17 protein-coding genes are annotated in these 16,982 nt (G+C 49.3%); all 17 read left to right on the top strand.

Annotated elements, in window-relative coordinates; translation table 11 throughout:
• A partial coding sequence (locus tag K0A93_10650) for a Wzt carbohydrate-binding domain-containing protein (GenBank protein ID MBW6512552.1) occupies positions 1-902 on the top strand: 902 nt, incomplete at its 5' end.
• Positions 899-1,843, top strand: a complete 945-nt coding sequence (locus K0A93_10645; GenBank protein MBW6512551.1) for a class I SAM-dependent methyltransferase — start codon at positions 899-901, stop codon at positions 1,841-1,843. The genes K0A93_10650 and K0A93_10645, both read left to right, overlap by 4 nt.
• Positions 1,827-3,197, top strand: coding sequence for a Coenzyme F420 hydrogenase/dehydrogenase, beta subunit C-terminal domain (locus tag K0A93_10640; protein MBW6512550.1), 1,371 nt, complete (start codon positions 1,827-1,829; stop codon positions 3,195-3,197). The genes K0A93_10645 and K0A93_10640 overlap by 17 nt, the downstream gene beginning before the upstream one ends.
• Before the next feature lie 108 nt (positions 3,198-3,305).
• Positions 3,306-4,691 (top strand): polysaccharide pyruvyl transferase family protein, encoded by a 1,386-nt coding sequence (locus K0A93_10635; protein ID MBW6512549.1) that lies wholly within the window; start codon positions 3,306-3,308, stop codon positions 4,689-4,691.
• 13 nt (positions 4,692-4,704) lie between these two features.
• Entirely contained in the window at positions 4,705-5,868 is a 1,164-nt protein-coding gene (locus K0A93_10630; protein MBW6512548.1) for a hypothetical protein, read from the top strand.
• Entirely contained in the window at positions 5,865-6,722 is an 858-nt protein-coding gene (locus tag K0A93_10625) for a glycosyltransferase (protein ID MBW6512547.1), read from the top strand. The genes K0A93_10630 and K0A93_10625 overlap by 4 nt, the downstream gene beginning before the upstream one ends.
• Positions 6,723-6,876: 154 nt before the next feature.
• Complete coding sequence (locus tag K0A93_10620) at positions 6,877-7,551, top strand: cephalosporin hydroxylase family protein (GenBank protein ID MBW6512546.1); 675 nt, start codon at positions 6,877-6,879, stop codon at positions 7,549-7,551.
• Between the two features lie 83 nt (positions 7,552-7,634).
• Positions 7,635-8,345 carry a class I SAM-dependent methyltransferase gene (locus tag K0A93_10615; GenBank protein MBW6512545.1) on the top strand — a complete coding sequence of 237 codons (711 nt, stop codon included), beginning with the start codon at positions 7,635-7,637 and terminating at the stop codon, positions 8,343-8,345.
• A 43-nt stretch (positions 8,346-8,388) separates the two neighbouring features.
• Entirely contained in the window at positions 8,389-9,360 is a 972-nt protein-coding gene (locus K0A93_10610) for a glycosyltransferase family 2 protein (GenBank protein MBW6512544.1), read from the top strand.
• Positions 9,324-10,352, top strand: a complete 1,029-nt coding sequence (locus K0A93_10605) for a hypothetical protein (GenBank protein ID MBW6512543.1) — start codon at positions 9,324-9,326, stop codon at positions 10,350-10,352. Before K0A93_10610 ends, K0A93_10605 begins: the two co-directional genes overlap by 37 nt.
• Before the next feature lie 37 nt (positions 10,353-10,389).
• The gene (locus K0A93_10600) at positions 10,390-11,283 is read left to right on the top strand and encodes a glycosyltransferase (protein ID MBW6512542.1); all 894 of its coding nucleotides are present in this window, start codon (positions 10,390-10,392) and stop codon (positions 11,281-11,283) included.
• Between the two features lie 11 nt (positions 11,284-11,294).
• Positions 11,295-12,209 carry a glycosyltransferase family 2 protein gene (locus K0A93_10595; GenBank protein MBW6512541.1) on the top strand — a complete coding sequence of 305 codons (915 nt, stop codon included), beginning with the start codon at positions 11,295-11,297 and terminating at the stop codon, positions 12,207-12,209.
• Between the two features lie 49 nt (positions 12,210-12,258).
• On the top strand, positions 12,259-13,677 hold the full coding sequence (locus K0A93_10590) for a B12-binding domain-containing radical SAM protein (protein MBW6512540.1): 1,419 nt from the start codon (positions 12,259-12,261) through the stop codon (positions 13,675-13,677).
• Entirely contained in the window at positions 13,674-14,573 is a 900-nt protein-coding gene (locus tag K0A93_10585) for a glycosyltransferase (GenBank protein ID MBW6512539.1), read from the top strand. The genes K0A93_10590 and K0A93_10585 overlap by 4 nt, the downstream gene beginning before the upstream one ends.
• Positions 14,566-15,837 (top strand): exopolysaccharide biosynthesis polyprenyl glycosylphosphotransferase, encoded by a 1,272-nt coding sequence (locus K0A93_10580; GenBank protein MBW6512538.1) that lies wholly within the window; start codon positions 14,566-14,568, stop codon positions 15,835-15,837. Before K0A93_10585 ends, K0A93_10580 begins: the two co-directional genes overlap by 8 nt.
• A gap of 17 nt (positions 15,838-15,854) precedes the next feature.
• A complete protein-coding gene (locus K0A93_10575; GenBank protein ID MBW6512537.1) occupies positions 15,855-16,637 on the top strand; it encodes a prepilin peptidase in 783 nt (260 codons plus the stop codon).
• A 112-nt stretch (positions 16,638-16,749) separates the two neighbouring features.
• Entirely contained in the window at positions 16,750-16,953 is a 204-nt protein-coding gene (locus K0A93_10570) for a helix-turn-helix domain-containing protein (GenBank protein MBW6512536.1), read from the top strand.
• The last annotated feature ends 29 nt before the right edge of the window (positions 16,954-16,982 follow it).

The following is a 16,982-nucleotide window of genomic DNA, read 5'->3' as shown; positions in this document are numbered from 1 at the left end:
TGATCGAACTGGGGGCGGGATTTAACCCGGTTTTGACCGGACGCGAGAATGTTTATGTTAATGGGTCGGTGCTGGGTTTTTCTAAAGATGAAATCGATCGTAAGCTTGATGAAATTATAGCTTTTGCGGAACTCAACGAGTTTATTGACGCTCCGGTGCAAAGTTACAGTTCAGGGATGAGAGTAAGACTTGGTTTTGCGATTGCTGCTCAGATGGAACCGGATATATTGATAATTGATGAGGTTTTGGCAGTTGGGGATATGGGCTTTCGATCAAAATGCTACGCGAAATTAACCGAACTGATTGAAAAATCAGCGGTTATTTTCGTTTCACATCAGATGTATTTTGTTAATCGCCTTTGTTCGTCAGCAATACTCCTCAAATCCGGCCAGAAAATCTGTATTGGTTCCCCGGCAAAGACGATTGCTGAATATAATAAATTGTTCAGCCATGAGAGCAAAGTTGTCAGTGGAGATCAGGAGACATTTGTCCAAAACTTAATATTGCTGGATCAGAACAAACGAGTCACGGATACCTTTGGCTGGTGTGACTCTCTGAACGCTGAGTTGGATTTGTTTGTTTCGCGTAAATACGAGGAAGTTGCTCTTTCAGTGACTTTTATGGGGATGGACGGAGCGACGGTTGCACAATGTCATTCTTCATTTAATGAGTTCACCGTTCATAATACTTACACTCGCAACCGGGTTCGATTGGAAATTGACCGACTGAACCTGAACCCGGGAGCATATTATTTTAATCTAATTGTTTACGACAAAACAAATAATCGGCAACTGCTGTGGCTTTATGCCACCAAGAAGTTTGAAGTGACAGGTGAATTCTGTGGTGGGGCTGCTCTCCAGTATTCGGGGCGGTGGCATGTTGGCGATGGTGGCCAACAGTGATTGTCTCTGTACAAGGCAGTAACTGCCTTTTTTGCGGCGGAGCGACAACGCCGGTTTATTCTATGAGGGATTACACCATATGCCAATGTGTTGACTGTAAAACCGGGGTGGCTGCACCGATGCCTAGTGCCTCGGAATTGGAGGGATTTTACAAAGGATTTCTTTTCGCGGCCAATATTCGAAATTTGGAAACAATTCTCGAAAGCAGCCCGAGAATGTTTTCATCGCTTAAATTGCAAAAAAATGCACAGTTGACAATGCTTGACATTGGCGGCGGTGGCGGATTTTATGCGAAGGCGTTTGAGCATTTTGGTTATGGCCGCAGTGTCTATGTTGATCTTGACAGTGAAGCTTGTGCTTTTGCACGCGAAAAAGTAGGGCTTAGCAATGTTTTAAACCTGGATGCGTCCAAACTCATAGCTGACGTTCAAAAGTACGACTTCATTATGTGCCGCCACCTTCTTGAACACTTGACCGATCCCTCCGCGTTTATCCTGAAATTAATCCGAATTTTGGCGAAGGGTGGTACTCTGCTGATTGTTTGCCCAAACGGTGACTCCCTGGAATATTTTGCTTACCCGAATTCGAACTTGAAGGATCGTGTGCAGCGAATTAAAGATTCAAGTCAACTTAGCAAACTCGCTGTTATCCGCAAACTTTTGACCGGGAAAATGCTGCACGGCATGGACCCTCCCAGGCACCTCTGGGCGATTTCACGTCAGGGAATGCAGAAGTTTCTTGATGACAATCACATCCACGCCACAGTTAAAACTTTTTCTCTGACGGATCCTGTTTACTCGCCCTATTATGTGGCGAAAACGACGAGACAAAAGATATATTCCTTTATCGGTGATACGGTCATGTCAAAAATTGCCGGCGGTACGCACCTGTCGATTGTGATCAGAAAGCCTGAAAGTGATATAAATGGCTGCGTCACTTGATGACCGTGGACACAATATAACCCAAATTGTAGCTCATAGCCTTTGTATCGGTTGTGGTCTTTGCTCAGCAGGGTGTCCGCAATCGACAATCAGTATGAGGTGGCAATTTCGTCGTACATGGCAGCCCACAGTTGATGTCGATACCTGTACCCACTGCGGCGACTGTCTCAATATTTGTCCAAACTCCCCTGAATGTATTGCCCAGTACGCGACGGCGGCATCTTTGCAGGGAGTAACATTTGGCCTTGCAACTGATGCCGACTATTTTGTTGCCTATGACAATGATCCGGCCAGAAGGATTCTATCTGCCTCGGGAGGGGTAACCACAGCGTTGACAGAGTACCTTCTTTTGACCGGAGCCGTCGACGGAGTAATTGCTGCCTTGCCACTCACAGCGTGTGCGGGCCAGCCCCATTTTGAAATGAGAGTATTTCGCTCGGCGGAGGATCTTGATCGGGGCCGAGGGTCGCATTATCACCCCATGAATTATGCGCAGGTTTTGGCTGAGGTGTCAGCGGGACCAGGAGTCTATGCCGTTGTCGGCGTACCCTGTGTATTACGCGGTCTGGTCCGGTTGCCACAACGTTTTCAGGAAAAGATCAAATATAAAATAGGCCTGGTGTGTGGCCGAAATGCAAATGGGGCGTTCTCTGACTGTCTGGCTCGCAAAGAGGGCATTGCCGCAGACGTCCCTTACCGGATCAAGTTTCGGGATAAAGTTGGTATCCCGGACGCCAACCATTACAACAACCTGTTTGAATTTTCGAACCGGTGGATCAGAAAAAGCCGTTTCGCCACGGCGTTTACAGAGATGTGGCGCAATTACTTTTTTTTGCCGGAATGTTGTCTCTACTGCCCTGATTTTTATGGGGTCGATGCTGATATCGCGATTAAAGATGCGTGGGGGAGGCTGAGCACTGATCCACTTGGCACGTCTTTGCTTATTGTCAACAACCCCGAAATTAAGCAGCACCTTGTTCGACTCAAGCACGCTCGGCGGTTGTTTTTACAAAGCTGTCCGTGGGAAGAAGTTTTTGACTCCCAAAAAGCAACTGCAATTTTCAAACACGAAAAAGTTCGGTATCGGATTGTCTGGAAAAAATGTCTCAAGGGACGCTTGAACATAAACTATCGACATTTGAGTTGGCAGGAACGCTGGTTCTCTCTCGACAGCATTGATTACTGGCGGAAATTCTGTTTGATGAGCCTTTCTAACAGATTGTTTGCGCGATTTGAGAAGGTTCCGGTGACTTTGTTGAACGTTCTTTTTTCTCCGCTCCCGCGAGACGTTATGAAAAAAATTCGTTCAGTCGGCGTAAAATTGAAAACCTCTTTAATGAAACGCCGTCACTGAGTTTTGTCTGATGTTGTCAATTTTAAGATTGGGATGTTTTTTTCATGAGATTGTAAGGGTAAGGAGGATTCATGGCGATCAATAAAGATTTTAGGAAGCAATAATGTGATGTCACGAATAGTTAAAATAATACTTCTGCCGTGGCGTAAGATTTTTCGCCCGATGTTGCGTGCTGCGGCCCTTGTTGTTGGCGTGCGTCAATGTGCAAAGGTGATTGATCGTGACCGTCTGCGGGTTTTGATCGCCGGGGGGTACGGCTACGGTAATGTTGGCGATGAGGCGCAATTAGCGGCAAATTTACAGCATTGGCGGCGATTGAAACCGAACTGTCAATTGACAGTTCTGACTCCTGATCTGGCCTATACGCAAAAGGCTCATGATGGTGTGCGGGTTGAATTGGCCCCACGGAAGTCGCTGTTTGGTTGGCGCGGTCGTCAATATTGCGGGCATGATAAAAATTTTAAACTTTGCTATTTTCCGATTGCCGTTCTTTGTCTGATCAACGCCACGCTGGTTCGTGCCGGTCTGCCGACCTTTTTCTTAACTGCGGCCCAGGCGCGCTTGCTGGATGAATTGTCTCATAGCGACGTTTTGTTTCTATCCGGCGGTGGTTATCTGACTGGCATGACCTTGACACGGTTATGGGACAACATGCTGTTGATTCGGCTTGCGCACATCTTTGGCGTGCCGACGATTCTATCCGGTCAAACCGTCGGCGTGTTTAATGATCGTATCAGCCGGTTTCTGGCACACTGGGGGTTGAAAAAAGCAGAGAGTATCTATTTGCGCGACCCGATAGAGTCTCCTGCGGCACTTGCTGCGATAGGGATTCCGGCGCAGCGTTACAAGAGTACCTTCGATGACGCCCTCTTTTACGAAGCTGCACCGGTAATCAAAGTAAACGAAATTTTAACTGACTCGGGGGTTGATCTGGCCAGACCCTACATTGCCGTCAATGTGCATTACTGGGGCCAGAAGCCAGAGGACTCGCGAACCATTATGGCGGGTGTGGCGAAAGTATTGGATCACATTTGTAATGAGTTTTCTCTGCAAGCAGTTTTCGTCCCGATGCATCAGACAGATATGCCAGCCATTGAAAACACGATGCAGAATATGAAAACATCGGCGCAAAGACCGGATCATGACTATCGTCCAGACCTTGCGGTGGGAATTATCCAGCGCGCGGTGTTGTGTGTCACGATGAAACATCACCCCATTATTTTTGCCCTGGCGGCTGCCGTGCCGACAGTATCTATGACGTTCGACCCTTACTACTATCATAAAAACTACGGTGCCATGAAAATTTTCAACCAAGAGGCATGCTTGGTTCATGGAACTGCGGAAAATGTGGATTCTGATCTTCTTGTTGCGATGGAAAAAACATTTTTGTCACGCGATAAGCGGTCGCGTGAAATTGCTGCTGCGGTTGATGCTATGCGGCCAATGTCTGGTGAGGTGATTGAAAAATTTGTAAAAAATGGCAACTTCCATTAAAAACGGATAGCGTGTGAATTTTTCTAAAATAATTTTTGAATACCCTGAAGGCTGGATCGATTCTGATGCAGACCCGCTTGCGCTTCAGCACCGTAGATGTCTTGAGACGATAAGGTCTGCGGCACGCCATCTGAACCTCGGCTTTGTAACCAGAACCAGTTTGAGAATGGCTGACTTCGCGCAACGTTTTGCGCCTGGCGATACGCTTTTGATTTCAGTGCATAGTGTTGGTGTGGCCGAAAATGTTGTCAGGTTGAAGGAATCATATCTGCCGGGATTGTATTATTTTGACCGGACAGGATATTCCGGCTGGGCAGAGCTTGCCTTCAATATCGACTTGCAGCAGAAGACCGCAACCGTTGATTTATGTGCCGCCGAAAAGTTTGTTGCAGAACTTAAAAGGCATAAATTGGAGATAAATTCGTCAAAATATCAGCAATCAGAAAGCACCGCACATGGCTCCCTGCTGGGAACTGATCCTTACATCTTTCTGCCGTTACAGACATCCGACGATTTGGTTGTCACGCTAGCGCAAGTTGATCAACTTGCGCTAGCGTCAGCCCTGGCAACGGTGGCCGAGGCATTGGAGATGAAGCTCTGCATCAAGCGTCATCCTTTATGCCGTGATCGTTTGGTTGAACGTACGTTGGTTCGACTCACTAAAAAGCACCGTTGCGTATGGGTCTCTAACGCCTCAGTTAATCAACTCATTTCCGGCGCAAAGGCTGTAGTGACAGTGAACTCTGGAGTCGGGTTTGAGGCGCTCGTGCTCGGTGTTCCGGTAACAACCGCTGGAAGAAGTGATTACGCATTTGTGACAAACGAGATCACCAGTGTTGAAGACCTGTACCGTAACCCCACGCTGATTTTTGAAAAAGATGCAGAAAAAATAGCAAAAATGCTCAAATACTACGTCAATGACTACTGCTTACAATGTGACGATGTGCAAAAAGCTGTGGATTTAATATCGATGTGGATGGACAAAGATTTTTCAAGAATGGACGGAATCGAAGATAATTGTGAACACGTTCTTTTAGATATTCAAAAGTATCTTGCGACTTCAGAATCTAATCGGAGGCGTAAGATTAAAAGGTATAATGACTTTTTGGTGAAATATGGACGCTTTTATCGATTGTATGAATTTATGACGAGGCTTGTTCAGCGGAATAGGGTATGAGTTTTCCAGCAGTAAGTATCATCATCCCATGTTTTCAACAAGCGCACTTTCTGCCAGACGCCCTCGCCAGCGTTCAGTCGCAAACCTGCGCCGATTGGGAATGTCTCATTGTCGATGATGGCTCGCCCGATTCAACCGCCGCCGTTGCAAAAGAATGGACAGACAAAGACTCACGCTTTCGTTACCTTTATAAGCATAATGGAGGTCTTTCATCGGCCAGAAACTTTGGTCTTGATCACGCAAAAGGGCGCTATATCCAGTTCCTGGATGCCGACGATGTGATTCTGCCACAAAAATTAGAACAGCAACTTCAGTCTCTTTCCGGCGCAACGACCTCCGCCCTTTCTTATTGTAACTACCGCTATGGAGAGGAAGATGACGTTTATGTCCCCCCCCCCGACATCATAAACAAGCTCCCTGTTCTGATTAACGAAGCGACATCTGTGTATGAAATTGCTGCGGACTGGGAGACACGGTTGTCAATTCCCGCCCACTGTTTTCTTTTTAATCGGATCTTTTTCGATGAGGGGATCAGGTTTGATGAAGAATTGCCTAATCACGAAGATTGGGATTGCTGGATGCAGATCTTCTCAAAAACACAAAACGTTTTTTATTCCGCTGAAGAACTTGCTGTCTACCGTTGTCATCGCGGTTCCATGAGCAGTAAAAGATTGCACATGCAGGATGGATTTTTGCAGGCCATTGATAAACATCTCCGGTGCGCAACACACGAGAGGGAACTCAAAGCTGTTTTGCGTGCCAAGCGGGCTGAAATGTCGAACCTGTATCGACTGAGGTTGGTCAGTCGCCCTGTTTATAGAAGGGTTTTTCAGTCTTTAAAGAACTTTTTTTGACGTCTTTTATGAAGATTGGTTGCTTCAAGGCGAGAGGAAAACAGGATGAATGAAGACGGCTGGACTTTGCCCGCGCCTACGGTTTATAACCATTTCGAAGCTGCGCCAAAATGGTGCACATACAAACTTCAGGGTATGAAGAAAAGGTCAAAAAATGCAAAATATCAAACAATTATTAAAAAAAGCTGCCGAGCCTTTGATCGTTTCAGCTTTTCACTACTTATGGTATCAATCGCACGATACCTGGCCACGTAACACGTTTCTGGGCTATAAAATCCAGCAGTGCCCTTTTGATTTACAACTGTACCAAGAGTTGATCGCCAGAAACAGACCAGAATTCATATTGCAAACGGGTGTTGCTGGAGGTGGGTCGCTGCTATACTTTGCCTCACTGCTCGACCTTATCGATGCCCCATCAAGCGCCATTGTTGTCGGTATCGATATTTCCCTGTCTGAAGATGCTAAAACGCTCACGCATCCACGCATTCGCCTGTTTCAAGGAAGTTCAACCGATCCTGAATTAGTGTGTCAGATCAAAAAGGTTCTTCCCGCAGCTGGTGGCATGGTGATTCTCGACTCTGACCATAGTCATCAGCATGTGCTGAAGGAAATCTCTACCTATAAAGAGCTCGTGCGTGTGGGTTCGTACCTGGTCGTTGAGGATACCAACATCAACGGTCACCCTGTACATCGCTCTTTTGGGGCTGGGCCATATGAAGCGGTGAATGATCTTCTAAAAGACGATACCAGGTTTGTTCGTGATGATGAACTGTGGAAGCGGAACAAGTTTTCGTTTCACCAGGGGGGATGGTTGAAGCGGGTTGGATGATGAGGTTCAATGGGCTTCTTTGCGGGCCGGTTACCTGGATATGTATTGGAATCCCAAGTTAATCTCAATGGAAGTGAGTTACGATGAGAAGTTTGCAGCTGGATTTAAGCCAATACGATACGGATAAAATTGAAAGCCGTTATCTTGAGCACTACGACAAGTTTTTTGCACCCTGGTTCGACAAGAAATTTAACTTACTTGAATTAGGCGTCAAAAAGGGGGGCTCTTTGGAGCTGTGGCGTGATTACTTTCCTGCTGCCACAGTGACCGGTATCGACATCAACGTGCCAAAGGATTTTACTCCTTCTGAGCGCATTAACGTCTTTGAAGGATCACAAGCGGATACTCATTTTTTGACAGAGGTTGCAACCAAGGTCGCTCCTGCTGGTTTCGATATCATTATTGATGATGCGTCACATGTCGGTAATCTGACGAAAACGGCATTCTGGCACCTTTTTGATCATCATCTCGTTCCCGGCGGTTGTTATGTCATCGAAGATTGGGGGACCGGGTATTGGGACAGGTGGATTGATGGAAAAAGTTTGGATTTAGACAGATATGCTCCTTTGACCCCAAACCAGCATTCTTTTATTGTCAAGCTGATGAGGAGGATCGGGTTTAAATTTCCCATGCGCGGTCATAACTTTGGCATGGTTGGTTTTGTGAAACAATTGGTTGATGAACAAGGCGCACTCGATGTGACCAAATTCTCCCGGCAAAGAAGGTCTAAATTTGAAAATATGGTCATTAGTCATGGGCTTGTCGTGATTACAAAGGCTCAGGAAAATAAATGAAGGCATCACATCACAATGAAAGTGCGGTTCAAGACAGGGTGCGATGAAAGAACGCGTCTCGATAGCCTTGGCCACCTTTAATGGTGGACAATATCTTCCTGAACAGTTACAGAGTTTTCTGACCCAGACGCAGACTCCTGACGAACTGGTCATTTGTGATGACGGGTCAACCGATGCGACGGCTTCAATTGTCGAAAAATTTGCTGAAGCAGCACCGTTTGAGGTACGGTTTTGGACTAACGAGGCAAACCTCGGCTATGCGCAGAATTTTTCCCGTGCTCTCGGGGGATGCACCGGTGATATCGTGTTTATCAGCGACCAGGACGATGTCTGGCTGCCGGATAAGATTGAAAGGATGATGCACTGTTTTTCCGCAGAGCCGCAGACGCAACTTCTGATTCATGATCTGGAATACTGCAAAGCCGACTTGACGCCGATTGGTCAGACTAAAATTGAGCGGATGCAGGGCCAGTTTGATCTGCATGAAAAATTTGTTGTCGGCATGGCGACGGCGGTGCGCGGATCGTTTTTACGGCGTTGCCTGCCGGTTCCGGGAGTGGACGGGCTGGCGCATGATGCGTGGTTGCACGGTTGTGCGCAGGTACTGAATAAAAAACGCATCCTGTATGAGGTGTTGGCCCGCTATCGTCGTCATGGTGTGAATGCGACCGCTGCGGACAGTTTGAATGTCGATTTTGTGACCGATGCCCGGCATTTTAAGGCCGGTGCGCTTAAAAACAGAACGTTTCTCTCGGTAGCGCAGAGTCGTGTGTTGTACGAATGGTTGTGTGCAGAGCGCGAAGCCTTGATTCAACTCGGGTGCACTACCGCCACCGACATCGACGAGGCAATCGCTCACCAGGCACACAAGGTCGAGCGCATCACGGCGCGCTGCCGGATTCTTGCTATGAGCAGATGGCGGCGGATTGTGCCGGTGTTGATGTTCTGGGGGCGCGGCGGTTATCGCTGTTTTAGCGGGTGGAAAAGCGCGTTGAAGGATGTTCTGGCCAACTGAACGGTTTAAGTCTTGTTTTGTTATCAAGGTTTTTTGTGAACGGCAGAAGAAAATTAAATAAAATATTGTCTCGATTTCTACTCACGAGGCCTCAAAAAATAACTGATTATAAAGGGAAGAATTTAAGTATTACCCTGAAGGGAGGGCTGTGCAACAAGCTCCATTGTCTTGTTAGCGCATGTGATATTGCATTAAATAATGAAGCTAAGATCATTGAGCCTTTTTTTGGTTGGAAAAAAAGAATCCTTTTTTCGGATATTTATGATATCGATTTTTTCAACAATGAGATGGAAAAACACAATCATGGTAAACAAATAATCATCCCCAAAAATCTAGTTGAAGATAAAAAAATAAAGGAATTAACAGTAGAAAACAACATTGATCTTTGGGACTATTCAGAACTTAAGTTAAGGGAAGAGCGTGAACGTTTCGGTATCAGTCGAGACTCAACAACACTAAGAGTTCTGAGTGCCCTAAGGTTAAATTCAAGGTATGAGCGGATCGTAGATAAATATTTTAAGAATCGACCATATACGGCGCTCCAGGTGCGAACAGAATCTGATTGGGTGCAGTATGCTAAAGATAAGGTGGCTGAAAAAGATGAAGATGTTCTGGTGCCTCTTGATAAAATACTTATGCTGGTTTCAGAGTTTGGTGTTGATGGGACGCTCTTTTTTACATCAGGACAAAACCATGAAGACATATTCGATCAATTACTGAAAGCAGGTTTTGAACCGTGCTACTTTTACAACCCGGATTTCGAATATGAAATCAACGCCGCGATAAATTTTGAAATATGCTGTAATGCCGAACGCTTTATTGGTTTATCAAGAAGCAGTTATTCAAATTTAATTTCATTAAAACGAGCCGTAATTTTAAATTTAGATCAATCTTATATTTACAATTTGAATGGCAAGATATTGCGCAGAATTGATAAAGGATTGCAGCCGGTTGCCAGTTTGAGTGTTTCCAAAAAAACAAGTATCCTTTGAAGCCGTCCTCTTTGTTTAATCATGAGACAGTTAACACATGAACAAAAATTTGGTCATGTCGGTCATTATTCCAACGTACCGCGATTGGGCAAGGTTGGCGTTGTGTCTTGATGCCCTGCGCGGGCAAACGTTATCGCCTGACAGGTTTGAGATTATTGTGGTGAATAATGACCCTGCGGATGTGCTCCCGCCCGGTTATGCGTTTCCTGTTAACGCCACGTTGTTGACTGAAGTCAGACCAGGCTCTTATGCGGCCCGTAATCGGGGGGTGAGTGCTTCTAAAGGGGACATTCTGGCCTTTACTGATGCCGATTGCCAACCCCGACCCGACTGGCTGGCCAGCGTATTGCGTTGTTTGGAGGAACATCAGGAGGTGACCAGGATTGGTGGCAAGGTAGAGCTGATGTTGCCGACCGACCAGGCGCTTTCAGCGGTTCAGATGTACGAAAAAGTCTTTGGGTTTCGTCAGCAAGATTATGTCAAGGAGCAGGGCATGGCGGCGACGGCGAATATGATCGCCAGACGGTCAGTTTTTGATCTGGTGGGGGAGTTCGACGAAGGTCTGATGTCTGGCGGTGACGCCGAATGGGGACTGCGGGCTCAGCGGGCGGGAAGTAAAATTATCTACTGCGACGACTGTGTTGTTCACCATCCACCGCGCGCCAGTTTTGCTGCGGTAGTACAAAAGAGCCGTCGCGAAGTTGGTGGTCAGTTCCAGTTGAATGCCGATGCACCTTTTGCGGCCAGACTGGTTGATGTACTGTCGGGGTTTTTGCCTCCGCTCCGTTCGATAGGAAAAGTGCTCTTCAACAAGAATTTTACGCTGAGAGAAAGAAGTATTGCGATCGGTTTACGCTACGTGCTACGAGTCATCGTGCACGGCGAAAAAGCGCTGTTGCTGTTGTCTTTGAAGAAAGTTGAAAGGGTATAGGGTGCCAACCGATGGCCATGACTGTCGCTGCGATCATTCCGACGCATAAGCGACCGGAGTTGCTGAAACGGGCAATTGCGAGTGTGCTGAAGCAGTCGGTGCCGGTCGATGAAATCATCGTTGTTGATGATGCCGCCTGTGATGTGACGCGCGATCTGGTGCACTCTTTTCAGCAGGATCAATTGCGGTATTGCCGGCAGAATACTGCCGGAGCAAGCGCGTCACGCAATTATGGTGTTCAGGTTGCCCGCTGTGAATTTGTGGCTTTTCTGGATGATGACGATGAGTGGCGTGCAGACAAAATAGCACAGCAGCTGCAGTTGGTTGAGGCTCAGTCGCTGGATGTGTGTTTCTCAAAAATTGAGATTGTTTATGAGGGGACGAACATTCATTACCTGACCAATGCGCGTCTGCCGCAGAACTTACGGCAGGCGATCTGTATTGAAAATTTTATTGGTGGAACAATCAGTGCGATGATCCGCCGCACGGTGTTTTTGTCGGTTGGCGGGTTTGATCTGAATTTTCGTGCCCGAGAAGAATATGACCTGTGGATACGACTGGTGCAGGTTGGCGCACGGGTCGGAATTGTTGCTCAGCCGCTTTCGATTGCCTACCGCTCACTGAACCGACGTTTGCGCATTTCGTCCGACATAAAAAAATATGAAGAGGCCATCGCATTGCTGAATTCAAAACACCGGGTTTTGATTGAGCAGACGCTCAGTCCTGAGCTGAGAACATTGCGTTATCGCAAGCAATGCCAGTTTCTCGCGGCCCAGGCGGTCACGGTTGGACTCAAGACAGATGGCAGCAAATACTATATGAAGTCGCTGCGTTCGCGCTTTGAATTGAAGGTCGCGTTGATGCTGGGTGTGTGTCTGCTGCATCCGGTTTTACTGATTCGTTTGCGCGCTCTTTGTTCTCGATGAATGAGGACTGCTGGCCAAAAGATTGTTTCTCAGCTTGATGACGGGAATAATGAATCCGCTTAATAAAAAAATCGCCTTGATCCGTCCCGATGTTCCCGCTGATTTCCCCCTCGGACGTATGCGCGCCACCGTGCCGCTTGGTCTGCTGGTGCTTGCTGGTTGTCTGCGTGAGGCCGGGTGCGATGTAGTTATTATTGATGACCACCTGGAGCAGCGGGGGGCGGCCTGGGTTGCGGCGCAGGTGCGCGACTGGCAGGCCGATGTCATCGGCCTCTCAATCAACCTGGCGACGGTGCCTACTGCTGCGCTGATTTTTGCACAGTTGACCGCATTGGACATTCCGGTGGTGGTTGGCGGGCCGGAGGTGACAGCTGGTTGCAATCAGGTGTTGCAGCAGATTCCGGCACCTTTTGCCGTGCGCGGGGAGGGGGAGGAGACCTTAGTGGCGCTGCTGCGGGAGCTGGCCGGTGAGCGACGTTTTGAGTCGGTGGCAGGGTTGACGTTTCGTGATGAGCGCACCGGTAACTATGTCAGCAACGACCGCCGCCCGTGGATCGCCATGGACAGCGTGCCACTGCTTCCCTATGATCTGCTTGAGCTTGAGCGCTATGATCGCAGCTATGCCGAGTTTGGCGCTGACCGGGTCGAGGTGCTTAATACCTCGCGCGGTTGTCCTTTCAAGTGTACCTTTTGTTCAAACAAGCACGTCTGGTCAAATAGTTACCGGGCGATGAGTCCGCAGCGGATGATTGAGCAGGTGCGCCATGCCGTGACGGCGACGGATGCCACCGCGATTTATTTTCGTGAAGATCACTTTACCCTTGATGTGAAGCGGGTGATGGAGTTTTGTTCTCTGGTTCGTTCCGAGGGGCTTAATTTTGAGTGGGGGTGTGAGTCGCGGGTGAATAATCTGACCCCGGAACTGGTGCAGGCGATGGCCGCCGCCGGTCTGAGCTCAATGTGGTTTGGCGTTGAATCCGGTTCCGATGACGTGCTCAGACGACTCAACAAGGGGACGACGGTTGCCGAGGTGCGTACGGCGGTGGAACTGTGTCGGGCCGCCGGGGTGAAGGTCGGGTTTTCGGTGATGCTGGGGCTCCCCGGTGAAACCCGCGCCGAATTGCAGCAGACCATTGATCTGGTCTTTGAGCTGAAACCGGACTGGGTCTATTGGGCGGCGTTTGTGGGGTTGCCGGGGGCGGAGCTGTATGAGGTGCTGGAGTCGCATCCGGAGTTGATTTTTTGCCGTTGGCAGCAGTTGATCCTGCCGCACAACGAGATCATGACCTACCCCGAGAAGTTGCGGCTTAAACAACAGCTGGAACTGCGATTTAATCTGCAACCGCGCATTCTGTGGGGGCATCTGCGCCGGATGGGCGTGCGCCGGTTCGCCCGTAAGGCAGGGCACAACCTGGGTCGCTTGTTGCGGACGCGGTTCAATCGCCATAATACGGAGGGGGATAGGTGAGGCAGGCGCTGTCGGTCGGTGCTGATGGTGACGTAGCTGAACCGGTCGCGGTGCTGATCTCGGTCTATGGCGGTGACCGTCTGGCGTGGTTCGCAGCGGCGATTGAATCGATCCTGAAGCAGGATTACCCCGGCGAAATCCGTATCTATCTGGGGGTGGATGGTCCGCTGGCGGCGGATGTGGAAGAATGGGTCGCGACACAGGCTGAAATTTTTTACCGGATTGTCAGCAATTCGATGAATATTGGTTTGAGTAAAACACTGAATCGCCTGCTTGCGGTACTGGAGAATGAAGTCTATATCTTTCGCCTTGATGCCGATGACCTCTGCCTGCCGCAACGCTTTTTGCGCCAGACCGATTTTCTGCGTACGCACCCTGATGTGGATATGGTCGGCGGTGCAATTTGGGAATATGACGCGACGGCTGCTGTTGCCTGGAAAAAGAATTATCCCCAAACCCATGACGAGATTTGTCACTATATCACCAGAGCAAACCCCGTGGCGCACAGTACCGTGTGTTTCACTCGGCGTTTTTTTGAACGCGTCGGCAGTTATCCCGACCGCTGCCGCTATAATCAGGATCTGGCGCTGTGGGTTGTTAGCCTGCGGCGGGGCGCGAGGATGGCAAATCTTGAGGTTCCGGTAGTTTGCCTGCGCACCTCGCCGGATTTTTATACACGACGGGGAATGGCACGGGCGGGTAGTGAGTTGCGGGCTTATTGGACGGCGATTTATTATCTGCATGGCTTTAGTTGGCGGTTGGCAGTGCCGGTCGGGCGGTATTTAAGCCGTCTGCTACCGGCGTTTCTGGTGCGGCGGCTTTATCAGGGGGCAGTGCGGCGCTGGGCCTGTCGACCGGTGACACAGCACACCCCGACGGTGAACAACGATGAATAGTGGTGATCTGTTACACGCGCTTAACCGCTCTGTTCGGCAGCCCTCGCGCCAGTTGTGGTTGATGGCCGGGGCGTGGTTGGTGCTGGCGTTGCCGGTGGCGTCACGCGCGACCTGGGGTACGTGGTTGTTCTGGCATTTTGAAAGAGGCTGGCCGCTGGTCATCCTTTGCGCCACGGCGTTTTTGGTCGCGGCAGGGGTTGTTTCACGATTGCAGTTGTTGCCGCGTTCGGGAGGCTGGGGGGGGGCGGTGCTGTGTCTGAGCGTGACCTTTTTGTGTGTCATCTTTATTGTCACTTTTTGGCGTCTATATTATTCGCGTACGTTTCTCGCGGTGATTTATCCGCTAAGTCTGGTGATTCTGCTGGTTGGCTGCCGCAACGGTGGTCGTGGGGCGGTGCGCCGGATGGCGGTCATTCCAGGCGGACAGGGGGAGGCGCTGATGGCCTTGCCCGGTTTTGCGTGGCAGTTACTAAAACGCCCGGAACTTGCCGAACCGGTTGATGGGGTGGCGGTCGATCTGCACCGCGAGTTACCTTTTAAGTGGAGTCTTTTTTTGTCCGACTGCGCGCTGAAAGGGATACCGATCTATCATTCCGCCGTTATTTTTGAAAACGAAACCGGGCGTGCGTCGCTGGCTCATTTTTCAGAGGGATTGCTGGGGGCGGTGCATGGTGCGGCGCTGCACGCTGCATTGAAACGTGTGGTTGATGTGCTGCTGATCGTTACCACCGTGCCGCTTTGGCTGCCGCTGTTGATATGTGTCGCGCTGGCGATTCGTCTCGATTCCGCCGGGCCGGTGCTGTTTTGGCAGACGCGGGTCGGCCAGGCCGGGCAACCGTTTCAATTGGTGAAGTTTCGCAGTATGCTGGCTTCCGCCGAACAGCACGGTAGCGCTTTTGCGCAGCGCCAGGACGATCGGGTGACTGCGGTGGGGAAGATGATTCGTATCTTTCGGATTGATGAACTGCCACAATTCTGGAATGTTTTGCGCGGTGAGATGAGTCTGATCGGGCCGCGTCCTGAACAGACCGCGTTTGTCGAAAGATTTAAAAAAGAAATCCCTTATTACGATTATCGTCATCTGGTCAAACCGGGGATTACCGGGTGGGCGCAAGTCAATCACGGTTATGCGGCAGATAAGGATGCGACGCTACGCAAGGTTGAGTTCGATCTGTACTACATCAAACATCTCTCGTTCTGGCTCGATTTTCTGATTTTTATTAAAACGATGCGGACCGTTGTGACTGGATTCGGAGCGCGCTAGGAAAAGGACTTTATAACGTGGAACAAACGTGGATACTTCCGGTTTTTGCCGGGCTGCTCGGCGCGGTGGTCGGGTCTTTTCTCAATGTGTGTATTTATCGATTGCCGCGCAAGCAATCGATCGTTTCCCCCCCGTCAAGTTGTCCTCAGTGCGGTGCCCGGATTCCGTGGTATCTGAATGTGCCGCTGGTCAGCTTCATGGTGTTGCGGGGACGTTGTTGTGCGTGTAAGACCCCTATTTCGCTGCGTTATCCTGCGATTGAACTTCTTAACGGGCTACTTTTCTGGGTGATTTTTGACCGCTTCGGGATGAGTTGGTTGACACCGGTTTTCTGGCTTTTTTCTGCAGCACTGGTGGTGATTGCTTTTATTGATCTGGAACATCAGATCATTCCCGACGTGATCAGTCTGCCTGGCATTGTGGTCGGTTTTCTTTGTTCGTTCCTTATCCCCTGGTTGTCCTGGTCTGATTCGGCGTTGGGGATTCTGCTTGGTGGCGGCAGTCTGTTTGTGATTGCGACCGGCTACCAGCTGTTGACCGGTCGCGAAGGGATGGGGGGGGGTGATATCAAATTACTGGCGATGGTCGGTGCGTTTATGGGCTGGAAGGCGGTGCTGCCGATCATCTTTCTGGCTTCGCTGCTGGGCACGCTGGTCGGTGTTCCGCTGATGCTGGTGCAGCGCGAAAACGCACGGCTGGCATTGCCGTTCGGGCCGTTTATCGTTTGCGCAACCCTTGTTTTTCTGCTCTGGGGGGGGCTGCTTTTTAATTATTATCTGCGCTTGATCGGATATTCGTAACGATCCCTGTGCATCTCTTGCCGTATAACTTAATATTAATTGCTTGACACTTCCTATAATTATCTTATAATTAGCCAAAATTTACCCTAAATTGGTGTAATTGGACAGGCTAATGACGACAAACAAAGTGAAAGAGATCAGAGAATCCCTGCTGATGAGTAAGGCTGAACTGGCGCGTAAGGCAGGTGTTTCCCCCTTGACGATTGATCGAATCGAGAAGGGGGCACCATGTCGTATGGCGACGATGCGCAAGCTGATTCTGGCGTTTGGTTTGAAACTGGAAGACCGGGAACAGGTTTTCCCTGCCGACGGCTGATGGGGCCTTTGTTTGAATAACTATGGTGG

The organism is Desulfuromonadaceae bacterium (genome assembly GCA_019429445.1).
Lineage (GTDB): Bacteria > Desulfobacterota > Desulfuromonadia > Desulfuromonadales > JAHYIW01 > JAHYIW01.
The sequence above is the reverse complement of the archived record's forward strand: the minus strand, read 5'-3'. Positions and strand labels throughout refer to the sequence as shown.